Here is a 22,453-nt window from a genome sequence, read left to right as displayed (position 1 = left end):
TTTTGTAGATATATTATACCATACCTTCATGAATCTTATTCGTAATGGTTCTGATTTGATCTCTGGAGGTAATAAAATGGTGCAATCCAATTCTAAAATAGAACAATCATTAGCAGTAATGAAAGAGAATGGCTTAAAATATACAAAAAAAAGAGAAGCAATGATCACTTATTTGATTAGACGCAATCGATATGTCTCCGCAAGAGAAGTCTATGAATTTATGAACCAAGAATTCAATGGGGTTAGTTACGACACTATTTACCGAAATTTACATGACTTTGCAGATTTTGAACTTCTGGAAACAACTGATTTGAACGGGGAAAAGAAGTTTCGCTTTCGTTGTTGCCACGAAGTAGGACATCACCATCACTTTATTTGTACAGTTTGCGGAAAGACAAAAGAAATCCACATGTGTCCAATGGATTTCTTTAAAGAACAATTAAACGGATGTGAAATTGAAGGTCATCGATTTGAGATTTTTGGCCGTTGTGAGGAATGTAGATGACTTTTTTTCAGAAAACAACTTGAATATTTCATATATGTGTAAAACATTGCTCATTTTGGCACTTTTTTGTACATTTTTTCAATACAAAGGTTGACGTTAAAATAACCATTCGATATAATGTAAAAAGAACGGTATTTTATTTATGTCAAATAATTCATAAATATAAAAAACGGTTACTTTTTAAGCTCGGAGGGAGGGAATTAACATGTCAAAAACTGTCGTTCGTAAAAACGAATCTCTTGACGATGCTCTTCGTCGCTTCAAACGTTCCGTTTCAAAAGCGGGTACTTTACAAGAATCTCGTAAACGTGAATTCTACGAAAAACCAAGTGTAAAGCGTAAGAAAAAATCTGAAGCAGCTAGAAAACGTAAAAAATTCTAGTTTTCGATGAAGTGGAGCTGGTTGTATGTCATTACTAACAACATTGAATGACGATATCAAAACAGCTATGAAGTCAAAAGATAAAGATACTTTGTCTGTACTTCGTATGCTGAAGGCAGCCATTCAAAATGAGCAGATTAAAACTAGCCGTGATTTGGACGGAGAAGAAGAGTTAACGGTTTTATCTCGTGAGATGAAACAACGCAGAGACTCTTTATCAGAGTTTGAAAAAGCGGGACGTGACGATCTTGCTGACAAAGTAAAAATCGAAATCGCAATTGTTGAAAAATATATGCCAAAACAACTTTCTGAAGAAGAGATTCATCAGATCGTTCAAAAGGCAATTGATCAGACCGGAGCGTCTTCACCTAAAGAATTTGGTAAAGTCATGAGTGCTGTAATGCCTGAAGTCAAAGGTAAAGCAGATGGCAATCAGGTCAATGCAATTGTAAAAGAATTACTAAAAGAGAATTAGTCATAATGAAGAAACCAACGGATTTTCGTTGGTTTTTTTGTTTAAAAAACCAATACAAAAGAGATGTCTTCTTTTTTATAAATAAATAATATGGTATGATTATAAGGAATGAAAAAATTAAAGGAGATGGGCGTTTTTTGACAGAAAATCAGTCAATATCTTTGGAATTGAAATTAAGTGATTCCGATGATGTGAGTATGCTTTTAGGAACCCATGATAAACATATAAAATATTTAGAAGATAATACCGCAGTAACGATCAATACTCGCGGTGAGACAATTCAGTTAATTGGTGAAGAATCTGAAGTTCAATTGATTGCATCTGTATTACGCACGTTACAAGTATTGATTCAACGGGGGATTAAGGTGAGTACCCCAGATGTTGTATCTGCCTTGAAGATGGCAAAAAGCGGTGATTTGGACGCTTTTGTTACAATGTATGAAGAAGAAATAATTAAAGATCATCATGGCAGAGCGATTCGTATCAAAAATGTTGGTCAAAAAAGATACATTGATGCAGTAAGAAAACATGATATTATTTTTGGGATTGGCCCAGCTGGAACAGGTAAAACATTTTTAGCTGTTGTTATGGCAATAGCTGCACTAAAAAAAGGTGAAGTCCAAAAAATAATTTTAACTCGTCCTGCTGTTGAAGCTGGAGAGAGCTTGGGCTTTTTACCTGGAGATTTGAAAGAAAAGGTAGATCCTTATCTTCGTCCAGTTTATGATGCCTTGTATCAAGTTTTTGGGATGGATCATACTAACCGTCTAATGGAGCGTGGTGTTATTGAAATTGCGCCACTAGCATATATGAGAGGGCGTACGTTGGATGATGCTTTTGTCATTTTAGATGAAGCTCAAAATACGACTGTTGCCCAAATGAAGATGTTTTTGACAAGACTAGGTTTTAATTCTCGTATGATCGTTAATGGTGATACAAGTCAAATTGATTTACCCAAAGGTGTTGCTAGTGGGTTGATTCATGCAGAAAGAACATTAAAATCAATCAATAAAATTGCTTTTGTTCATTTTGATGCTGGAGATGTTGTCAGACATCCAGTTGTGGCTCAAATCATTAGAGCATATGAAAAAGAGAATCAAAATTAGATTTAAACCTGCGGAAAGGAGTGAAAATTCCGTTGAAGTACTCATTACTAAAATTACGTGATAAACTAGGTAAAGCTTACATCCCTATACTTTTATTTGTTTTTTCTATTTTTCTTTTTATTGTTATGTTTGGAAGTATCCATCAGAAAAAAGTGGAAATAAAAGAAGGTCAACTTGCTGAGAATACGATTCGAGCGAATAAAAACGTTGAAAATACCTATGAAACATCGCAAAAGAAAAAGTTGGCAGCCGAAGCAGTTACTCCAGAATACATCTATCAGGAGGAAACAGCAGATGTTCAGCATAAACGAATTGAAAAGCTCTTCAAGCTGATTACTGCGGCAAATGAAAAAACAGACAAAGACTACCAAGAAAAAAAAGCCAAAGCAAAAAAAGATGAAACAATTCCTAAACCAACGATAGAAGAGAGAGTAGCTAATTTAAAAGCTCAGTTTGAATTGCTAGATCAAGATGAGGTCTCTTTTTATCAAAAGTTTTCAAATGTATTTTATCAAAATATTTTTGCATTGAATGTAGATCAGATTCAACAAGTGAAAACTGAAAGTTTGAAAATTGTTGATGAAAAGATGAAGAATCACGTTCGTGAAGCTGATTTAGATGTTGTCCGTCAGAGTGCTATTGAAAAAATTCAATTTCTTGACGTTGACAGTACTTCTCAACAAGAAATTCGTTATATTGTGAACGAAGGTATTGTCGCAAATGATTTTGCGAATGATAAAAAAACAAAAGAGATGCGTCGGAATGCGATGGATGCGGTTCCTCCTGCTATGATTTATCAAGGAGAGATCATTGTTCGTGAAGGAACACAAATCGATAGTAAAGCGATGGAAAAACTTGAATTATTAGGTATGACCAGTCAAAGTACTTCTTTATTTCCAATGGCAGCTTTAGCACTATCTATCGTGATGCAGATTCTTGTTCTATTATTTTTTACTAAACAAGTTACCGAAGAAGGCAAACGTCGTCACTTTGTTCTGTTTTACGTAGGAGCGATGTCATTAAGTGTCTTATTAATGAAATTTTTCCAAATCTTCCAAACGGAACAAATGATGTACATTTCACTATTTTTTCCAGCAGCATTTACACCACTTGTATTAAATTATTTTGTCAGTCGAAGAGCTGGAGTACTTGCAGCTGTTTTCCAAGTGATATTCTCATTATTTGTTTTTTATAATTCTATAGGTACGAACTCATTAACGATTATTATAGTAAGTTATATGGTTTCGGGTCTTTTTGCAACAGTGGTTAAGCGGACAAGAATAGGTGAACAAGGAATGGTTGCTGTTTTTTGGGTAATTATCTTCCCTGTTTGTATGGATTTTATCTTAGTCGTTTATCAAGGAATGAGTGTCTTTGATAGTAAAACATGGACGATGATGATTTGCGCTCTTGCCGGAGCTGTATTGTCCTTTTTAGCAACCATGGGACTTCACCCTTACATTGAATTATTGGTAACGGATGATAGTATGATCATTTTAAATGAACTAAGTAATCCCAATCATCCGTTATTAAAACAACTACTAGAAGAAGCGCCTGGAACGTACCATCATAGTATGATGGTGGCCAGCTTAAGTGCAAATGCCGTAGCTGAGATTGGCGGACGGTCATTGTTGACTCGAGTGGCTTGTTACTATCATGATATAGGCAAAATCAAGCACGCCAATTTTTTCGTGGAAAATTTACCTGCGGGTGCAGAAAATCCGCATAATTTTTTACTGCCAGAAGATAGCAAACAAATTATTTTTGGACATGTTATTGATGGTGCTAAGATTTTAGAAGATTACCATATGCCTGAAATGGTGATTGATATCTGCCGTCAGCATCATGGGACGACGTTAATGAAATTTTTCTATATCAAAGCAAAAGAAAGAAATCCAGATCTTGCTGAAAAAGACTTCCGTTACCCTGGTCCTAAACCTCAAACAAGAGAAGCGGGAATCGTTAGTATTGCAGATACTTGTGAGGCTGCTGTTCGAGCGATGGATCATCCAACAAATGATAAAATTCAAGCATTTGTTCATAATGTTATCCAAGATCGGATTTCTGATGGACAGTTGGATGATTGTGGTTTAACTATGAAAGAGATTCGGATTGTGGAGAAATCTCTTGTCAGTGGATTGTGCAGTACTTTCCACTCAAGAATCAAGTATCCAAAAATGAAATCAGAAGCTGAGAAAATGAAAGACGAACAAGAAAAGAGAGATGACTAGTGGATATAACTTTCATTGATGAAACGAAGGATTTATCGGAAAATCATGTAAAAGAAGTAGAAAATTTGTTGCAGTTCGCAGCAGGTTTTCTGAAAATATCAGAAGAGACAGAGATGTCTGTAACATTTATGGATAATTCAGGTATTCAGGTAATTAATCGAGATTACCGAGGAAAAGATGCACCAACTGATGTGATTAGTTTTGCTTTGGAAGAAGAGGGTGAGGATGAATTACCGATTATCTTTGAAGACGAAGCAGACCTTTTTCCTAGAAATTTAGGGGATATAATGATATCAACTGAAAGGGCGTCGGAGCAAGCTGAAGAGTACGGCCATTCTTTTGAACGTGAATTAGGATTTTTGGCTGTACATGGTTTTTTACATTTAAATGGCTATGATCATATGGAAGCTGATGATGAGAAAGAAATGTTTGGTTTACAGAAAGAGATTTTAGATGCCTATGGACTCGAAAGATAAAGGTACGGAGAAAAATAAGCACTTTATTACATCACTGGAATTTGCTATTCAAGGTATTCGCACTGTTTTTAAGGAAGAGCGCAATATGCGGACTCATGTTTTTATGGGAGTAGTGGCTATAATTATTGGATTTATTTTCCGATTGGCTATTACGGAATGGCTATGGTTGCTATTGGCAATTTTTCTAGTATTAGTTGTAGAAATCATAAATACGGTTTTTGAAAATGTAGTTGATATGGTGACGGATTTTCATTTTCATCCAATCGGAAAGAAAGTAAAAGATATGGCTGCAGGTGCAGTTCTATTAACGACAGGTTTTGCGGTGGTCGTTGGATTGCTGTTGTTTGTCCCGAAAATTTGGCAAATATTAAAAGATTTTTTATAGAGGAGAGAAACAATGACAGAAACACATAAATCCGGATTTGTAGCGATTGTAGGAAGACCGAATGTCGGCAAATCTACGTTACTTAATCGAATTGTCGGACAAAAAATTGCGATTATGAGTGATAAAGCACAAACTACGAGAAATAAGATCCAAGGAATTTATACAGTTCCAGAAGCTCAAATTGTTTTCATTGATACACCTGGTATCCATAAACCAAAACATCGTTTAGGTGATTTTATGGTTGAAACAGCCTATAGTGCTTTACGTGAAGTAGATGCTACGTTGTTTATGATCAGTGCTGACCAAAAAAGAGGCAAAGGGGACGATTTCATCATTGAACGCCTTAAAACGATGAATAGTCCAGTTTATTTAGTTATTAACAAAATAGATACGGTTCATCCAGATCAGCTTTTGGGAATTATTGAAGATTACTCAACTCAGATGGAGTTTGCAGAAGTCGTGCCAATTTCAGCAACAGAAGGAAACAATGTGGAACGTTTGATGGATATTCTGGTCGATCAATTACCAGAAGGTCCGCAATATTTCCCAGATGATCAAATAACAGATCATCCTGAATATTTTATTGTTTCTGAATTAGTTCGTGAAAAAGTATTGTTACTTACTAGAGATGAAATCCCGCACTCAGTTGCAGTAGTTGTCGATTCGATGAAGCGAGATGAAAACGATAAAGTTCGTATCCAAGCAACGATCATTGTTGAACGTGATAGCCAAAAAGGGATTATCATTGGTAAAGGCGGTAAGATGCTTAAACAGATCGGAACTAAAGCCAGACAAGATATTGAATATTTATTGGATGATAAAGTCTATTTAGAACTTTGGGTAAAAGTTCAAAAAGACTGGCGTGATAAAAAAGTTCACCTGCAAGATTTTGGTTATCGCAAAGACGATTATTAATAAGAAACAAAAGAACAATTCTGTAGTAATGCAGGATTGTTCTTTTATGTATATCTCTGCTAAAATAGATTAGAACATATATTGGAGGCGAAATCATGAGCTTAGGGGAAACAAAAGGAATTATTTTATTTACCAAAGATTACAAAGAAAAAGATAAGCTGGTTAAAATTTTTACGGAGTCTTTTGGTAAATTGATGTTTTTTGTAAAAGGAGCACATCGTAAAAATAATCCAATTGGTCCGGCTATTTTGCCTTTTACAGAAGCCGTGTATATTGGGGACTTTCGAGAAGAGGGGTTATCTTTTTTAAATGGTAGTAAAGAGATACAACCGTTTCGTACGATCCAAGAAGATATTTTTGTGAACGCATATGCAACTTACATATTAAATTTAGTTGATGCAGCAATCGAAGATCGGACATATGATCCTAATCTATACCATTTTGTTCAACAAGCATTAAGATTATTGAATGAAAACAAAGATGCTGAAATTATCACTAATATTTTTGAAATCCAATTGCTTAGTCGTTTTGGAATTACACCCGAATGGACCCATTGTGCAGTCTGTCAAGAGACACGAGGGAAGTTTGATTATTCATCAAAATACAGTGGAGTACTTTGTGAACGGCATTGGCATTTTGATAACCATCGTTACCATGCAGATCCTAGAGCCATTCATTTTATTCGTCTCTTCTCTGCAATTTCGTATGATAAAGTACAAGATATTAATGTTAAGTCGGAAACAAAAGTAGCAATTAGACAAACAATTGATGAATTATATGATGAGTATGTAGGTCTCCACCTCAAGAGCAAGAAATTTATCGATCAGATGAAAAGTTGGGAAGATACGCTCAAATTACCGAGGCGCGAAAAAAAAGGTGAAGAAGATTCTAAGATTTAATCTTAACTTCTAAATGATTTTTCAAAATCATTTGACAACTTCCTCATCAAAGATTATCATAAGAAGTAATTAAATACATACGTTGAAAAAGAAGAGTAAAAAGAACTGCTGTCATAGCGAGTCTGGGAAAGTGAGAGCCAGGTACAAGGAACTTTTGAAGGGCGCTTTTGAGTATGAGTCAATAAAGCTGCTGACAAATATTGTCAGAAGTAGGGTGGAACCGCGATTATTCGTCCCTATGTCTCTAAGAGGCATAGGGACTTTTTATTTTTTCGCAGAAGACTATCGATTTTTATGTTATATAGCTTCGTGGGCTAGTTTTTTGAAGAAAAGGTTTAATGAGTCTATTCAGCTTTTAAAATAAGGAGGAACATAATGGAAAAGAAACTTACTGTACAGGAAATGATTTTGACATTGCAAAAATTTTGGTCATCAAAAGGGTGCATGTTGATGCAAGCTTATGATACTGAAAAGGGAGCGGGAACAATGAGTCCCTATACATTTTTACGAGCAATTGGACCTGAACCTTGGAATGCGGCGTATGTAGAACCTTCACGTCGTCCAGCAGATGGTCGTTATGGGGAAAATCCAAATCGTTTATATCAGCACCATCAATTTCAAGTAGTTATGAAGCCTTCACCGGATAATATTCAAGAGTTGTATTTAGAAAGTTTAGAATTATTAGGGATTGATCCATTAGCTCACGATATTCGTTTTGTTGAAGATAACTGGGAAAATCCATCTATGGGCTGTGCTGGTTTAGGTTGGGAAGTTTGGCTAGACGGCATGGAAATTACTCAGTTTACTTATTTTCAACAAGTAGGAGGATTGGCCTGCCACCCTGTAACATCAGAAATCACTTATGGAATTGAACGTTTAGCTTCATATATTCAAGAAGTGGAAAGTGTTTATGACCTATTGTGGACTGAAGGAGTAAAATACGGTGAGATTTTCAATCAGCCGGAATATGAGCATTCTAAGTATTCATTTGAAGTCAGCAATCAAGAAATGTTGCTGGAGAATTTTGACAAGTTTGAAAAAGAAGCCAAACGTTGCATTGATGAAAATCTAGTACATCCAGCATATGATTACATTTTGAAATGTAGCCATACATTTAATTTACTTGATGCTCGTGGAGCCGTTTCTGTTACTGAGCGTGCAGGTTATCTAGCTCGTATCAGAAATATGGCTCGTGCAGTAGCAAAAATATTCGTGGCGGAGCGTGAAAAATTAGGTTTCCCACTGCTAAACAAAGAAAATAAAACGACTAAGGAGGCAAAATAACATGGCAAAAGATCTATTACTTGAAATTGGCTTAGAGGAAATGCCAGCTCATATTGTCAGCCCTAGTCGGTTACAATTAGAGCAAAAAATAGTGAAATTTTTAGACGAGAATAATCTAACTTATGAAACAGTACAAAGTTTTTCAACACCTCGTCGTCTGGCTGTTCGAGTGACGCAATTACCAGAAAAACAAGAAGATAGAATGGAAGAAGTCAAAGGCCCAGCAAAAAAAATTGCACAAGATGATCAAGGCAATTGGAGTAAAGCTGCTGAGGGATTCGTCAGAGGACAAGGGGTGACGACTGAGGCAATCACGTATAAAGAATTAAATGGAGTGGAGTATGTTTATGTAACTAAACATAACCAAGGTCAAAAAACAAGTGATGTATTAACTGGTTTAAAAGAGGTTATTACTAGTTTGACTTTCCCGGTAACCATGCATTGGGCAGATTATGACTTTGAATACATTCGTCCAATTCATTGGGTAGTTGCTTTGTTTGATGACCAAGTGATTCCATTTTCAATTCTAGATGTTGAAACAGGCAATCGTTCTAGAGGTCATCGTTTCTTAGGAGATGACGTTGCATTTACTCATTCAAATGAATATGAAGAAAAAATGAAAGAGCAATTTGTTATTGTTGATCCAATGGTACGAAAGTCAATGATCGTTGATCAAGCGAATAAAATTGCTGAAAAAAATAATTGGACACTGGATTTGGATGAAGACTTATTGGAAGAAGTCACTAATTTAGTTGAATATCCAACAGCTTTTGTTGGAGGTTTTGACGAGAAATATCTATCTGTTCCAGAGGAAGTATTAGTTACTTCTATGAAAGAGCACCAACGTTACTTTGATGTTCGTAACGATCAAGGTTTATTGATGCCATATTTTATTTCAGTAAGAAACGGAGATAACGTTCATATTGAGAATGTAATAAAAGGAAACGAAAAAGTGTTGATTGCTCGTTTAGAAGATGCAGAGTTTTTCTATAGCGAAGATAAAAAAGTATCTATCGAACAATGTGTAAATAAATTAAAACAAGTTACGTTCCACGAAAAAATCGGTACGATCTATGAAAAAATGCAACGGGTAGGAATTATCGGGCAAATCATTGGTAAAGAAGTTGGTTTATCAGAAGTTGAGTTGACTGATTTGAAACGTGCCTCTGAAATTTATAAATTTGATTTAGTTACTAATATGGTAGGTGAATTCCCTGAATTACAAGGAATTATGGGAGAAAAATATGCATTGCTACAAGGTGAAAAACCAGCAGTGGCTCAAGCAATCCGAGAACATTATATGCCAACTTCAAGTGAAGGTGAGTTGCCTACTTCTTCTATAGGAGCAGTTCTGGCAATTGCGGATAAGTTAGATAGTGTATTTTCATTCTTTGCGGTTGGAATGATCCCTAGTGGTTCAAACGATCCATATGCACTACGTCGTCAAACATATGGAGTGATTCGAATTGTTGAAAATAAAGAATGGCAGTTCCCATTAGTTCAGTTACAAATGGATATTGATGAAGCGGTTAACTCTGATCGTCAAAAATATGGTATTCAATTGACTAGCGGACAAGAAGAAGTAATAGAGTTTGTAAAAGCACGTTTACGTCAATTATTAACAACTAAAGATATTCGTCACGATGTAATTGATGCTGTTATTTCGGCAGAACAAAAGGATCTTACACAACTATTTTCATCTGCAGCTATTCTCAAAAAACATCTGGCAGATAAAGATTTTAGACCTTCGATAGAGGCTTTGACCCGCGTGATCAACTTAGCTAAAAAAGGTCGAGAAGTGTTGAATCAAGAAAATCAAATAGATACATCCTTATTTGAAAATGAGGCTGAAAAAGCATTACACCAAGCTGTGAATAAAATTGAAGAAAGTTTTAAAGACAGTACAATGTTAGAAAATTATCAAGCGTTAGTGAGTCTACGTCCGCTAATCGAACAGTATTTTGAAGAAACAATGGTTATGGTAGAAGATGAGAGAGTAAAAGTAAATCGATTGAATGAACTAAATCGAATTGCAAAAATGTCATTATCTCTTGCTAGTTTAGACTTATTAATCGTGAAATAATTAAATGAAAGATGGAGAAACCGCTAGAAAATAGCGTGGTCTCCATCTTTTATTTGTTATCAACCAACTAATTATTTAGACAAATTCCAGAGCAAAACTTTTTTGTAAACAACCTATTCATGGTACGATTACCTTATCAATCGATAAGGTAGTCGTACTGTTTTAAATTATTAAGTTCTAAGTACTGGGGTGAAAAAAGATAAAAGTGCTTCTAACTAAAATTGTTGTACTACTATTTTCAATAAGGTTAATTTAACCGGTTTAGTTTTTAATTGAGGAGGGGATAAGATGAGTTATTTGTTAAAATTGTACAGTGTTTCAGCAGTTACGTTCCTTACATTTGATTTTATTTGGCTATTATTGATTGCGAAAAAACTTTACCAAGAACAATTAGGTGGACTAATGGGTCAGACCAAATTAGTCCCAGCTATTGTATTTTATGTAATCTATCTTATGGGAATTGTATTTTTTGTCGTTAATCCAGCATTGGAAAAAGGCAGTTTGCTGTACGCTCTTGTAGCTGGGGGCTTCCTTGGTTTTTTATGCTACGGGACCTATGATTTGACCAATTTGGCCACACTTAAGGATTGGCCATATCTGGTGACGATTATTGATTTGATTTGGGGAACCGTTGTAACAGCAAGTGTTTCAGGAATTACTGTGTATGTAGCACAACATTTTAATTGGAGGTAACGTTGTTTATGAAAAGCAGTAAAACAAAACAAATGATTGATCACAAAGAATTATTATTTGCTTTTCAACAAGGAGCTATCCAACTGATTAATGGGAAACAAACGTTGAATCAGATCAATGTTTTTCCCGTATCAGATGGAGACACAGGCAGTAACCTAGCTTCATTGATGCAAACGATATTGGAAGAAACAAAAGAAGAGTCATCTTCTGTCATTGAAGTTTTTGAAAAGGTTGCAGATGCTTCTTTATTAGGTGCAAGAGGAAATTCAGGAATTATTTTTGCTCAATATTTTAATGGAATCTATAATAATTTATTGTGTTTGGAAGAAACGAATTCTGTTCATAGTTTTGTAAAAAGTGTAAAATTAGCGATTACAGAAGCATATCAGGCAATAGAACATCCTGTTGAAGGGACAATTATCACTGTTATTCGCTCATGGGCGGAAGCTTTAAATGAAAATGAAGACCTGACTAGCTTAGAAAAAGTATTACCTGAGGCACTCTTACAAGCAAAGCAGGCATTAGAAAATACGACGAACCAATTGAAAATATTGAAAAAAAATCAAGTGGTGGATGCTGGAGCGAAAGGCTTTTATTTATTCATCGAAGGGTTCACAGAAGCATTCGTCAATAAACAGTCAATTAAAAAGAGGGCAGAGGATTCAAGCGGTTCTGTAAAAATTGATCTGTCGGAATCGCTACATACTATAAATTCAGAACCTGTGTATAGGTATTGTACAGAAATTTTACTAGATCACGTAACACAATCTAAAAATGAAATTCAAGAAAAACTAAATGATTATGGAGATTCACTAGTTGTGGCCGTCAATCGAGGAAAAGCCAGAATTCATATTCATTCTAATCAACCAAGTCAAGTGTTAAGTTACTTAAGTACTGTTGGTCAGCCAATTCAGCAAAAAGCAGATGATATGCTATTACAGTATCAAGTAAGTAAGCAAAGAAAAGCGCCAATTGCATTAGTAACGGACTCGATAGCTGATTTACCAACAGATTATATTTTAAACAATCAAATTCATGTATTACCAATGAATATTTTGATAGGAAATACAAATTATATTGATAAAATAACGATCCAAACGAATCAATTTTTTCAAATGAAGGGCAATCAAAAGGAACGTCCAACGAGTTCTCAACCAACGCTAAAAACCGTAGAGAATCTGTTTTCATTTTTAGAAACAAAATATGAATCCATTTTGGTTATCACTGTGTCAAGTAAACTAAGCGGAACATTTCACACTGTAAAAGAAGCAACGAAACGAACGACATCATCAGCTAGGATAGCAGTTATTGATTCCAAACAAAATTCTGCCGCACAAGGTTTATTAGTAATGAACGCAAATGAATGGATTCAATCAGGAATTCCTTTTGAAGAACTCATAGAAAAGACAAAGCGTAAACGAGATCAAGTAGAAATTCTGGTTAGCGTAGATGACTTAGATCCAATGATTGCTTCTGGAAGAATTCCAAAATTTGCTGGAAAGATAGCGAAGAAGATTAATTTGAAACCTATAGTTAGTTTGAACAAAGACGGAGAAGGTAATTTGAGTGATTTTGCATTCAGCCGTGAAGGAATTGAAAAGAAGATATTTCAGCGGTTAAAAAAATTACACAAGAAAAATAGAATAAAACGATATGCTGTTATTCATGCAAATTCAGAAAGTAAAGCCCGTTTTTGGGGAGATAAATTAGCAGAGCAAGTTGGTTTCCAACCAAGTTATATTATGGATATCTCAACAGTAGTTGCAATGAGTGCAGGTCAAGGAAGTGTAGCTGTGGCGTTTGAAATAGAAGAAGGAGTTGAACCGTTATGACGATCGGTATTATTATTAGTGTGATTTTTGTTTACTTTACAGCGTTATTTTTTTTAGCGCAATATCTTCATAATAATTCAATTGTTGATTTAGCTTGGGGAATTGGGTTTGTAATCGTTGCAGTGACGGGGTATCTAGTGACACCAGATAAAACAAAGGTTAGCACAATTGTATTGTCTTTAGTTACGATTTGGGGAATTCGCTTGTTCTGGCACTTGGCAAAAAGAAATATCGGAAAACCCGAAGATTATCGTTATGTAAATATGAGAAAACGTTGGGGAACGCACTGGGTGAAACTGAAAGCTTACTTAAATGTATTTTTCTTGCAAGGTGTTCTTTTGTTGATTGTTTCAATGCCAATCTTATTTGTTATGACAAGTTCAGTTAATGACTTTTATTGGTGGAATGCCCTAGGGATTGTCATTTGGGTGGTTGGATTTGGGTTTGAAACAATAGGTGATTATCAACTGACACAATTTAAGAAAGATAGAAGTAATCACGGGAAGCTTTTAACAACCGGGCTGTGGTCAGTGACAAGACACCCAAACTATTTCGGTGAAGCAGTAAGTTGGTGGGGGATTTTTCTCATAAGTTTGAATGAGACACGAAATATATGGGGAGTTATTGGTCCCATCACAATCACAATGTTACTTTTATTTGTGTCAGGTGTTCCATTATTGGAAAAGAAATATAAAGATCGGCCAGATTTTATTGTTTACGCAAATAAAACGTCTAAATTTTTTCCATTTATCGGTAAAAAAGGATTGTAATAAGGAGGAACTGAAATGAAACTAAGGAAATCATCTATATTGAAGTGGCTAGTAACTATTACTTATATGACCATGCTTGGTACAAATGCAGCGGCTGTTTTGTTACCATTGAATGGTATGACTACAGAAGAAGTTTCAGATACGTACTCTAATTTATTTGCACCAGCAGGTTTGACTTTTACGATCTGGTCATTGATTTATTTATTGTTGGCAGTCTTTGTTGTTTATCAATGGCTTGCACCAACGGGTAAATCTATTTTATCGGATCAGAAAATAAGTGGGCAATTACGGATATTGTTTATCCTATCATCTATACTGAACAGCGCATGGTTATTTGCGTGGCAATATCTCCAAATTGATTTATCTGTTTTGATTATGCTAGGTTTACTAATTACATTGATCTATATAAATCAGGTTTTAGCAAAAGCTTCATTAAATAAAAAAGAGTCTATTTTTGTAAGACTTCCGTTTAGTGTTTATTTTGGTTGGATCACCATTGCAACTATTGCAAATATCACAGCATTTTTTGTTGATAAGAATATAGATTTCTTTCAAAATAATCAAATCTTATGGACAGTTATTATTTTAGCTGTAGGTGTATTCATTGTTAGTTGGACGATCATTCATAATCAAGACGTCGCTTATGGGTTAGTGGCGTTATGGGCATACTTTGGAATTTTGCTAAAACATCAGTCAGTGGATGGTTGGAATCAAAAATATCCAATGATTATTACAACTGTTATTGTGTGCTTAGTTATTCTTGTCGTTGTTTGTGTTTATGAATTGTTTTTACAAATAAAAAACAAAAAGAAAGCTACCTAGTCTATTTTTCTTTGTATCCATCTGTTAGAATAATAGAGAAATCTACTGTAGGTGGCTAAATAATGGATAAAGAAACGAAAAATACTAGAGCTAGAATTATCCATGTTGCAACGCGATTGTTTATGGATAATGGGTACCAAAGTACATCAACAAGGAAAATCGCTGAATTAGCAGCGGTTACACAACCCAATTTATATCATCATTTTAAAAATAAAGAAGAAGTTTATGTTGGCGTTATCGAAAATTTATTAAGTGATGTAAATGAAGAGTTATTGCAGATTGTTAAAGATCAGCAGCTTGATACTATTAGCAAATTACAACAGTTTGCGGAGTGTTTAAAAACAAAACATCCTTTCGATTTTGATTTAATGATGCATGATTTTAAGACAAAATTAAAAGAGGAGACCCAGTTCAAATTATTTATGCTTTGGAATCAATCATATAAGGCACCATTGTTACAACTGTTCGAAGAAAGTGATTTTTTACTACGTTCAGGTCTTTCCGCTGAAATGACAACGACGCATTTTCTTAACACACTTTCCCCTTACATCAAGACACAACAAAGTAATTCATTACTGACTATTACTCAAGTTGTTGATCTTTTTATATACGGGATCACTGAAAATAAAGAGGAAAAGAAGAGCCAACGCAAAATATGACTGCGTAAGGCTCTTCTTTTTATTCCTTAATTTCTATTCTGTTTTCCAGCATTACGTCCTTGGTTAGAAACGTTTTTTTGTGTTGTCGATTTTTCTTCAGTCGGGGTTACATCTTTACGAGGTGTAACGACTTGTTTGGGTGGGTTTTGTTTTAATTCCTCAGCTACTTGAGCTTTGATTCTTGGTTTTAATAAAATATTTGTAATGAATGTTTGGATACAGGTGAAGATACCACCAACGACCCAGTATAAGGTTACCCCAGCAGGAGAACTAATAGACATGAAAACGATCATTAAAGGAGATACGATCAGCATGGATTTCATTGTCTTCTTTTGTTCTTCAGGAATACCAATTGTGGAAATGTATCCTTGGATTAAATATGCTACTCCAGCTAAAATGACAAAAAGTATACTTGGCTTTCCAAGATTGACCCCGAGGAAACTAGCATCAGCAATTCCTTGTGTGTAACGAGCAGCAAAGAATAATGCAGAGAAAATCGGCATTTGGATCAGTAATGGTAAACAACCGATACCGCCCATCATACTCATGTTATTTTCTTTGTAGACTTGTTGCAATTCAGCTTGCGCTTTCATTTGATCTTCACGAGAGGTTGCTTCTTTTAATTTAGCTTGTGCAGCATCGATTTGAGGTTTGATGGCTTGCATTTTTTCCGTTTGGATCATACTTTTTTTAGATTGACTTAATCCTAACGGTAAGATAATGATTCGGACAATAACTGTGATAAAAATGATTGCCCAGCCATAGTTCCAATCGAAATTATCCACTAGATATGTAATGGCACTGCTCATTGGTTTAACTAAAACGTTATAAATGATTCCTTCACCAGTTGGTTGACCATCTGACCCCGTTTTCACACATCCAGATAAAAACAATACTAAAGTAAAAAGCCCGGAACCTAGTAGCCACTTATTTAATTTTTTCATTCTATTCTTTCCTTTTCTAAGAAATTTGCACAAGATTAACTATACTTGAAAAAGTGTTTTTTTTCAATAAAAATAAGAAGAATCAACCTCAAGACTGAGTAAGATTCTTCTTGTCTAAATCAGTTTATAACTTTAAAATTCATGTGTTCTTCCATCATTGAATCTTCTTGAATATCTAAATATGTGACACGTCCGGCAGGGCTAGGGGAATCTTTTATTTTTTTGATGAATTGTGTCATGGCTTCATCATCACCAACAGATTCAATGGATACAGAACCATCTTCTTCATTTCGAACAGTACCTTTAATACCTAGTTCATCAGCAACCATTTTAGTCATGTAACGAAAACCCACTCCCTGAACTCTTCCTTGTACATTCATGCGTACTTTTCTCATACTTGAACACCTCGCTCTTCGTTAAATTAATGATAGCGACTCTTTGATTATCTGGCAAGTAAAGTAGTGATTGTTTGATTAAAAAAAAACGTGGTATAATAAATACGTGAGGTGTAGAAATGAAAGAAATCTTATCAACAAAAAATGCAATGATAAAAGAATTTAAAAAATTACATAAAAAGAAACACAGAGAAGAAAAACAACAATATATAATTGAAGGTTTTCATTTGATTGAAGAAGCAGCTAAAGCGAATGAAGAAATCACTTGGATTCTTTATAATCAACGGGGGAAGACAGAATGGTCGGAATGGCTTGAGGGACAACCAGAAGAGTTATTGATTGAAGTTTCTGATGAAGTTTTAGTCTCTCTTTCAGAATTGCCAACACCCCAAGGAATGATTGCTATTGTTCAGATGCCAAATCATGAAGGAGATATACAGTTTTCAGGGAGTTGGTTACTTTTGGATAATGTTCAAGATCCTGGTAATGTGGGAACGATGATTCGAACAGCAGATGCAGCTGGTTTATCTGGTGTCATTTTAGGCGAGGGAAGTTCGGATATTTATAATACCAAAGTACTTCGGGCGATGCAGGGGAGTAACTATCATTTACCAGTGATACGCAAGCCATTAGCTGAAATGATTGATGGCTTCAAAGAAGCACAGATTCCTATTTACGGAACCGAACTAAATCCAGAAGCTGTTTCATACGAAGAAATAAAGAAAGTTAATGATTATGCGTTGATCATGGGGAACGAAGGTCAGGGAGTTTCAGCCTGTTTTTTAGAAAAGACGGATAAAAATATTTACATTCCAATTAGAGGTGTAGCAGAGTCATTGAATGTGGCTATTGCAGCAGGGATTTTAATGTACCATTTAACTAAATAATTTATTAATAAGACCGAAACGATCTATGGTTATTCAGAGATTTGTTTCGGTTTTTATTGTGATTAACGAAAATTTAATTTAAAGTTAATGGTTTTACCAGTAGAAAATTAGCCCTGTTTAATTTATACTGATTTACGCTTAGAATTTACGCTGAGCAAATCGGAGTCGGAAGAAGGATACACAATATGAAAAAAAAATTACTTATTCCAGTGATGTTTTCATCACTACTGCTTGTGACAGCTTGTACGCAACAAGCTCAAACAAAAACTAAGGAGAGCGCTTCACACACACAAGAGAGCGCTCACAAGAAAGTAGCTGGTCATTTTGAATATGATGATCAAAAAAGCTGGGAACAAACAAGTGGTAAGATGCAATCGCCCATCAATATTCTGAGTTCATCAGCTAAAAAAATGACTGATAGTGGAAAAATCGAGTTGAATTACAGTTCTAAAATTACCAATGCTGAAAATAACGGACATAGTATCCAAGTTACAGACTCTGGCACTGCAACAATTGATGAACGAGAGTTTAATTTGACACAGTTTCATTTTCATGCAGAAAGCGAACACACAATAGACGGTAAGCATTATCCTATGGAAGCACATTTTGTTAACCAAGCTCAAGATGGACGTTTGGCTGTTATTGGTGTATTTTTCGAAGAAGGATCGGAAAATAAAGGCTTTCAAGAAGTACTCAATGATGTCACAGATGATAGAAAAACAGAAATTTCTGATATTCCTGAAATGTTTCCAAAAAATATGAGTTACTATCACTATTTGGGTTCCTTAACAACACCACCATTAACAGAAAATGTAGAATGGTATATTTTAAAAAATCCTGTCCAAGTATCAAAAGAACAAATTAAATCATTCCAAAAATTTTATGATCATAATAATAGAAATATTCAATCGCTAAATGATCGAGTGATTCTAGAACATGATGAATAACCAATCGGTGATTTGAATTGTACTAATTAGAGCTATTTCCACTAGTTGACTTGATTGCATGTGGATGTTGGGCTGTATATCTATAGAACTGTAAATTACAGCTAATTAAACCGAAATAATAGTATAATTTTAACTGAAACAAGTAATAGGTTTAAAATCTGTTGAAATTGTTAAGGTTCTGTTGTATACTAACAAAGGTGTTATTTTCAGAATTTCTGGAAATTGCATCAAATCCACATTTTCAGTATATTTCTTGTGAGGTGCTGTAGGAATACAGTCCACAAGGGAGCTTAAAGCTGGAAAGAGGGAACAAATAAAAACCAAATTGGAGGAAACAAAAAATGGCAGTAATTTCTATGAAACAATTACTAGAAGCCGGCGTACACTTTGGTCACCAAACTCGTCGCTGGAACCCAAAAATGAAGAAATACATCTTCACAGAAAGAAACGGTATCTACATCATTGACTTGCAAAAAACAGTTAAATTAGTAGATGCAGCTTACGATTACATGAAAAATGTTGCTGAAGATGGCGGCGTTGCATTATTCGTAGGAACTAAAAAACAAGCACAAGAAGCGATCAAAGACGAAGCTATTCGTTCAGGTCAATACTTTGTAAACCACCGTTGGTTAGGTGGAACATTAACTAACTGGGATACAATCCAAAAACGTATCAAACGTTTGAAAGATATCAATAAAATGGAAGAAGACGGAACTTTCGATTTACTTCCTAAAAAAGAAGTTGTTGGTTTAAACAAACAACGTGAACGTCTTGAAAAATTCTTAGGTGGTATTGCTGATATGCCTAGAATTCCAGATGTAATGTACATTGTTGATCCTCGTAAAGAGCGTATTGCTGTTCAAGAAGCTCAAAAATTGAACATTCCAATCGTTGCGATGGTTGATACAAACTGTGATCCAGATGAAATCGATGTAGTAATTCCATCAAATGATGATGCAATTCGTGCGGTTAAATTGATTACAGCTAAAATGGCTGATGCTTTCATCGAAGGAAATCAAGGTGAAGATCAAGCTGTTGAAGAAATTTTTGTTGAAGAAGCACCAGAAGCTGCAGCATCAATTGAAGAAATCGTTGATGTTGTTGAAGGAACAAACGATTCAGCAGAATAATTTAAAATGACGGAGCTGTCTCGAAGGCTAGGCGAAAAAGCCTGATTCTCCTTTGAGATAGCTTTTTTAAAACGAATTTTAGAATTAAATTATCTAGCTATGTGGGCTAGCTCTTCGGAAAAAAGATAAAATATACAAGAGGCACAAACAGCTCAGTTATATTTTCATGTTTTTCTGTCAGAACTAGACGAGCCCGCTAGGCTTTTAAAATTAGGAGGAACAAAAAAATGGCAGATATTTCAGCAAAATTAGTTAAAGAACTACGCGACATGACTGGTGTCGGTATGATGGATGCAAAAAGAGCGTTAGTAGAAGTAGAAGGTAACATGGAAGCCGCAGTTGATTACCTACGCGAAAAAGGCATGGCAAAAGCTGCTAAGAAAAATGATCGTGTAGCAGCAGAAGGTTTGGCAAACGTTGCTTCAAATGGTAACTTTGCAGCAATCGTTGAAGTTAACTCTGAAACGGATTTCGTTTCTAAAAATGAAATGTTCCAAGATTTAGTTAAAAAAATTGCAACTGAGATTGCAACAAACAAACCAGCAAACATGGAAGAAGCTTTAGCGCTTAAAACAGATAAAGGAACTTTAGAAACTGAATTGATCGAAGCAACAACTGTTATCGGTGAAAAAATCAGCTTCCGTCGTTTTGAATTAGTAGAAAAAGACGATAACGCTGCATTTGGTGCTTATTTACACATGGGTGGACGTATTGCCGTACTAACTGTATTAGAAGGAACTACAGACGAAGAAGTTGCTAAAGATGTTGCGATGCACGTAGCAGCGATTAACCCTCGTTACGTGAATGAATCACAAATTCCTCAAGAAGAATTAGAACACGAAAAAGCAATTCTTTCAGAACAAGCTTTAAACGAAGGTAAACCAGCCAATATCGTTGATAAAATGGTTGTGGGACGCTTAAACAAATTTAAAGCTGAAATTTCATTAGTAGATCAACCATTTGTTAAAGATCCAGACATGACAGTTGAAAAATATGTTGCATCTAAAGGTGCAACAGTTAAATCATTCATCCGTTTTGAAGTTGGCGAAGGAATCCAAAAACGTGAAGATAACTTTGCGGATGAAGTTATGAGTCAAATTAAAAAATAAATCTGTTACTTGTGTAGCAGTTGGGAACGCATTGAGATGCGCTCCCTTTTTTTAGGCAAAACAAAAGAAATAGACTGGCAGAATGCCTAGAGTATGTTAAAATGTTCTTAGACAAATGGTGGAGGGAAATAAAAAATGGTAAAACCTAAATATCAACGTGTTGTATTAAAGTTAAGTGGAGAAGCTTTGGCCGGAGAAGACGGGTTTGGAATTAAACCTCCAACAATTAAAGAGATTGTAAAAGAAATCAAAGAAGTCCATGAATTAGGAATTGAAATGGCAATTGTTGTCGGCGGAGGGAATATCTGGCGTGGACAAATTGGTGCCCAAATGGGTATGGAACGTGCTCAAGCTGATTATATGGGCATGTTAGCTACTGTAATGAATGCATTAGCATTACAAGATACATTAGAAAACTTAGGTGTTCCAACGCGCGTACAGACTTCTATTGAGATGCGTCAAATTGCAGAGCCATATATCAGACGTCGTGCAGAACGTCATTTAGAAAAAGGACGAATTGTTATCTTTGCTGGCGGAACGGGTAATCCATATTTCTCAACTGATACAACAGCAGCATTACGTGCAGCTGAAATTGATGCAGATGTGATTTTAATGGCTAAGAACAACGTAGACGGTGTATATTCTGCTGATCCAAAGCTAGATGCAAATGCAGTCAAGTTTGAAGAATTAACACACTTAGATGTGATTTCAAAAGGATTACAAGTAATGGATTCAACAGCAAGCTCACTAAGTATGGATAATGATATTCCATTAGTGGTATTCAATTTAAATGAAACGGGTAATATTCGCCGTGCATGCCTTGGCGAAAACATTGGAACAACCGTAAGGGGGAAATAAAAAATGAGTGGAAATGTATTAGCAACAGCAAAAGAAAAAATGAGTAAAGCAGAACAAAGTCTACAGCGTGAGCTTGGTCAAATCCGTGCGGGACGCGCCAATGCAAGTCTTTTAGACAGAATCCAAGTTGATTATTATGGTGCAATGACACCTGTGAATCAACTAGCTGGAATTAACATTCCAGAAGCTCGAGTATTGATGATCACACCATTTGACAAAAACTCACTTGAAGATATCGAAAAAGCAATTCAAGCAAGCGATATCGGAATTAGTCCAACAAATGATGGGACAGTTATTCGTTTAGTTATTCCGCAATTAACGGAAGAACGTCGTAAAGAATTAGCGAAAGATGTAAAAAAATCAGCTGAGAGTGCTAAAATAGCTGTTCGTAATATTCGTCGCGATGCTATTGATGATTTGAAAAAACAACAAAAAAATAACGAAATCACAGAAGATGAATTACGAGGCTTAGAAAAAGAAGCTCAAAAATTGACTGATGACAGCGTGAAAAATATTGATGCAATCACAGCGGAAAAAGAAAAAGAACTTTTAGAAGTTTAATTATAGTGGTTATGAAAAATTCTATCTATTAATTTGGATAGGATTTTTTTGTTATGTTAAAATTAATTGTTATTTTAAAAAAATGTAAAAATTTGATTATAAAAT

24 protein-coding genes and 1 other annotated feature are annotated in these 22,453 nt (G+C 35.1%); of the genes, 22 read left to right on the top strand and 2 right to left on the bottom strand.

Annotated elements, in window-relative coordinates:
* Positions 1 to 76: 76 nt before the first annotated feature.
* From BCR23_RS00225 to BCR23_RS00150, 16 genes are all read left to right on the top strand, one after another.
* Positions 77 to 505, top strand: a complete 429-nt coding sequence (locus BCR23_RS00225; protein WP_141706659.1) for a Fur family transcriptional regulator — start codon at positions 77 to 79, stop codon at positions 503 to 505.
* Between the two features lie 205 nt (positions 506 to 710).
* On the top strand, positions 711 to 887 hold the full coding sequence (rpsU, locus tag BCR23_RS00220) for a 30S ribosomal protein S21 (RefSeq protein ID WP_002356740.1): 177 nt from the start codon (positions 711 to 713) through the stop codon (positions 885 to 887).
* Between the two features lie 25 nt (positions 888 to 912).
* The gene (locus BCR23_RS00215; protein WP_069633494.1) at positions 913 to 1,362 is read left to right on the top strand and encodes a GatB/YqeY domain-containing protein; all 450 of its coding nucleotides are present in this window, start codon (positions 913 to 915) and stop codon (positions 1,360 to 1,362) included.
* Positions 1,363 to 1,499: 137 nt separating this feature from the next.
* Positions 1,500 to 2,468 (top strand): PhoH family protein, encoded by a 969-nt coding sequence (locus BCR23_RS00210; protein WP_069633493.1) that lies wholly within the window; start codon positions 1,500 to 1,502, stop codon positions 2,466 to 2,468.
* A gap of 32 nt (positions 2,469 to 2,500) precedes the next feature.
* Entirely contained in the window at positions 2,501 to 4,699 is a 2,199-nt protein-coding gene (locus tag BCR23_RS00205) for an HD family phosphohydrolase (protein WP_069633492.1), read from the top strand.
* Positions 4,699 to 5,175, top strand: a complete 477-nt coding sequence (gene ybeY / locus BCR23_RS00200) for an rRNA maturation RNase YbeY (RefSeq protein ID WP_069633491.1) — start codon at positions 4,699 to 4,701, stop codon at positions 5,173 to 5,175. Before BCR23_RS00205 ends, ybeY begins: the two co-directional genes overlap by 1 nt.
* Positions 5,159 to 5,560 carry a diacylglycerol kinase family protein gene (locus BCR23_RS00195; protein ID WP_205688486.1) on the top strand — a complete coding sequence of 134 codons (402 nt, stop codon included), beginning with the start codon at positions 5,159 to 5,161 and terminating at the stop codon, positions 5,558 to 5,560. Before ybeY ends, BCR23_RS00195 begins: the two co-directional genes overlap by 17 nt.
* 12 nt (positions 5,561 to 5,572) lie before the next feature.
* The gene (era, locus tag BCR23_RS00190) at positions 5,573 to 6,475 is read left to right on the top strand and encodes a GTPase Era (protein ID WP_069633489.1); all 903 of its coding nucleotides are present in this window, start codon (positions 5,573 to 5,575) and stop codon (positions 6,473 to 6,475) included.
* A 95-nt stretch (positions 6,476 to 6,570) separates the two neighbouring features.
* On the top strand, positions 6,571 to 7,374 hold the full coding sequence (gene recO / locus BCR23_RS00185; RefSeq protein ID WP_069633488.1) for a DNA repair protein RecO: 804 nt from the start codon (positions 6,571 to 6,573) through the stop codon (positions 7,372 to 7,374).
* 73 nt (positions 7,375 to 7,447) lie between these two features.
* Positions 7,448 to 7,615, top strand: a binding site (T-box leader).
* A 134-nt stretch (positions 7,616 to 7,749) separates the two neighbouring features.
* Complete coding sequence (glyQ, locus tag BCR23_RS00180) at positions 7,750 to 8,658, top strand: glycine--tRNA ligase subunit alpha (protein ID WP_069633487.1); 909 nt, start codon at positions 7,750 to 7,752, stop codon at positions 8,656 to 8,658.
* Position 8,659: 1 nt separating this feature from the next.
* Positions 8,660 to 10,741: a glycine--tRNA ligase subunit beta gene (gene glyS / locus BCR23_RS00175; protein ID WP_069633486.1), complete on the top strand. Its 2,082-nt coding sequence runs from the start codon at positions 8,660 to 8,662 to the stop codon at positions 10,739 to 10,741.
* Positions 10,742 to 11,029: 288 nt separating this feature from the next.
* A complete protein-coding gene (locus BCR23_RS00170) occupies positions 11,030 to 11,434 on the top strand; it encodes a DUF2177 family protein (protein ID WP_069633485.1) in 405 nt (134 codons plus the stop codon).
* Positions 11,435 to 11,442: 8 nt separating this feature from the next.
* The gene (locus BCR23_RS00165) at positions 11,443 to 13,266 is read left to right on the top strand and encodes a DegV family protein (protein WP_083241850.1); all 1,824 of its coding nucleotides are present in this window, start codon (positions 11,443 to 11,445) and stop codon (positions 13,264 to 13,266) included.
* Entirely contained in the window at positions 13,263 to 14,036 is a 774-nt protein-coding gene (locus BCR23_RS00160; RefSeq protein ID WP_069633484.1) for a DUF1295 domain-containing protein, read from the top strand. Before BCR23_RS00165 ends, BCR23_RS00160 begins: the two co-directional genes overlap by 4 nt.
* Before the next feature lie 15 nt (positions 14,037 to 14,051).
* Complete coding sequence (locus BCR23_RS00155; protein ID WP_069633483.1) at positions 14,052 to 14,858, top strand: tryptophan-rich sensory protein; 807 nt, start codon at positions 14,052 to 14,054, stop codon at positions 14,856 to 14,858.
* A 62-nt stretch (positions 14,859 to 14,920) separates the two neighbouring features.
* Entirely contained in the window at positions 14,921 to 15,517 is a 597-nt protein-coding gene (locus BCR23_RS00150) for a TetR/AcrR family transcriptional regulator (RefSeq protein WP_069633482.1), read from the top strand.
* A 26-nt stretch (positions 15,518 to 15,543) separates the two neighbouring features.
* Here the strand turns inward: BCR23_RS00150 and yidC are convergent, their stop codons facing one another.
* Together yidC and BCR23_RS00140 are read right to left on the bottom strand one after the other, a co-directional pair.
* Complete coding sequence (yidC, locus tag BCR23_RS00145; protein WP_069633481.1) at positions 15,544 to 16,461, bottom strand: membrane protein insertase YidC; 918 nt, start codon at positions 16,459 to 16,461, stop codon at positions 15,544 to 15,546.
* A gap of 119 nt (positions 16,462 to 16,580) precedes the next feature.
* On the bottom strand, positions 16,581 to 16,856 hold the full coding sequence (locus BCR23_RS00140; protein ID WP_069633480.1) for an acylphosphatase: 276 nt from the start codon (positions 16,854 to 16,856) through the stop codon (positions 16,581 to 16,583).
* 119 nt (positions 16,857 to 16,975) lie between these two features.
* On the opposite strand from BCR23_RS00140, the gene BCR23_RS00135 reads away from it, so the two are divergent.
* The 6 genes from BCR23_RS00135 (at position 16,976) to frr (ending at position 22,348) form a co-directional block, all read left to right on the top strand.
* Entirely contained in the window at positions 16,976 to 17,743 is a 768-nt protein-coding gene (locus BCR23_RS00135) for a TrmH family RNA methyltransferase (RefSeq protein WP_069633479.1), read from the top strand.
* 185 nt (positions 17,744 to 17,928) lie between these two features.
* Positions 17,929 to 18,690: a carbonic anhydrase gene (locus BCR23_RS00130; protein ID WP_069633478.1), complete on the top strand. Its 762-nt coding sequence runs from the start codon at positions 17,929 to 17,931 to the stop codon at positions 18,688 to 18,690.
* Between the two features lie 341 nt (positions 18,691 to 19,031).
* On the top strand, positions 19,032 to 19,820 hold the full coding sequence (gene rpsB / locus BCR23_RS00125) for a 30S ribosomal protein S2 (protein ID WP_069633477.1): 789 nt from the start codon (positions 19,032 to 19,034) through the stop codon (positions 19,818 to 19,820).
* A 227-nt stretch (positions 19,821 to 20,047) separates the two neighbouring features.
* Positions 20,048 to 20,929, top strand: coding sequence for a translation elongation factor Ts (tsf, locus tag BCR23_RS00120; RefSeq protein ID WP_069633476.1), 882 nt, complete (start codon positions 20,048 to 20,050; stop codon positions 20,927 to 20,929).
* Positions 20,930 to 21,064: 135 nt separating this feature from the next.
* Entirely contained in the window at positions 21,065 to 21,787 is a 723-nt protein-coding gene (gene pyrH / locus BCR23_RS00115) for a UMP kinase (RefSeq protein ID WP_069633475.1), read from the top strand.
* A 3-nt stretch (positions 21,788 to 21,790) separates the two neighbouring features.
* Positions 21,791 to 22,348: a ribosome recycling factor gene (gene frr, locus BCR23_RS00110; RefSeq protein WP_069633474.1), complete on the top strand. Its 558-nt coding sequence runs from the start codon at positions 21,791 to 21,793 to the stop codon at positions 22,346 to 22,348.
* The last annotated feature ends 105 nt before the right edge of the window (positions 22,349 to 22,453 follow it).

The organism is Enterococcus quebecensis (assembly GCF_001730365.1).
GTDB lineage: Bacteria > Bacillota > Bacilli > Lactobacillales > Enterococcaceae > Enterococcus_L > Enterococcus_L quebecensis.
The sequence above is the reverse complement of the archived record's forward strand: the minus strand, read 5'-3'. Positions and strand labels throughout refer to the sequence as shown.

Coding starts and splice junctions, on each gene's coding strand:
- era (WP_069633489.1), top strand. CDS start 5,573: ATGACAGAAACACATAAATCCGGATTTGTAGCGATTGTAGGAAGACCG.
- glyQ (WP_069633487.1), top strand. CDS start 7,750: ATGGAAAAGAAACTTACTGTACAGGAAATGATTTTGACATTGCAAAAA.
- BCR23_RS00130 (WP_069633478.1), top strand. CDS start 17,929: ATGAAAAAAAAATTACTTATTCCAGTGATGTTTTCATCACTACTGCTT.
- BCR23_RS00170 (WP_069633485.1), top strand. CDS start 11,030: ATGAGTTATTTGTTAAAATTGTACAGTGTTTCAGCAGTTACGTTCCTT.
- BCR23_RS00135 (WP_069633479.1), top strand. CDS start 16,976: ATGAAAGAAATCTTATCAACAAAAAATGCAATGATAAAAGAATTTAAA.
- BCR23_RS00165 (WP_083241850.1), top strand. CDS start 11,443: ATGAAAAGCAGTAAAACAAAACAAATGATTGATCACAAAGAATTATTA.
- yidC (WP_069633481.1), bottom strand. CDS start 16,461: ATGAAAAAATTAAATAAGTGGCTACTAGGTTCCGGGCTTTTTACTTTA.
- pyrH (WP_069633475.1), top strand. CDS start 21,065: ATGGTAAAACCTAAATATCAACGTGTTGTATTAAAGTTAAGTGGAGAA.
- frr (WP_069633474.1), top strand. CDS start 21,791: ATGAGTGGAAATGTATTAGCAACAGCAAAAGAAAAAATGAGTAAAGCA.
- BCR23_RS00225 (WP_141706659.1), top strand. CDS start 77: ATGGTGCAATCCAATTCTAAAATAGAACAATCATTAGCAGTAATGAAA.
- rpsB (WP_069633477.1), top strand. CDS start 19,032: ATGGCAGTAATTTCTATGAAACAATTACTAGAAGCCGGCGTACACTTT.
- BCR23_RS00150 (WP_069633482.1), top strand. CDS start 14,921: ATGGATAAAGAAACGAAAAATACTAGAGCTAGAATTATCCATGTTGCA.
- BCR23_RS00215 (WP_069633494.1), top strand. CDS start 913: ATGTCATTACTAACAACATTGAATGACGATATCAAAACAGCTATGAAG.
- BCR23_RS00195 (WP_205688486.1), top strand. CDS start 5,159: ATGGACTCGAAAGATAAAGGTACGGAGAAAAATAAGCACTTTATTACA.
- BCR23_RS00155 (WP_069633483.1), top strand. CDS start 14,052: ATGAAACTAAGGAAATCATCTATATTGAAGTGGCTAGTAACTATTACT.
- rpsU (WP_002356740.1), top strand. CDS start 711: ATGTCAAAAACTGTCGTTCGTAAAAACGAATCTCTTGACGATGCTCTT.
- tsf (WP_069633476.1), top strand. CDS start 20,048: ATGGCAGATATTTCAGCAAAATTAGTTAAAGAACTACGCGACATGACT.
- glyS (WP_069633486.1), top strand. CDS start 8,660: ATGGCAAAAGATCTATTACTTGAAATTGGCTTAGAGGAAATGCCAGCT.
- BCR23_RS00140 (WP_069633480.1), bottom strand. CDS start 16,856: ATGAGAAAAGTACGCATGAATGTACAAGGAAGAGTTCAGGGAGTGGGT.
- recO (WP_069633488.1), top strand. CDS start 6,571: ATGAGCTTAGGGGAAACAAAAGGAATTATTTTATTTACCAAAGATTAC.
- BCR23_RS00160 (WP_069633484.1), top strand. CDS start 13,263: ATGACGATCGGTATTATTATTAGTGTGATTTTTGTTTACTTTACAGCG.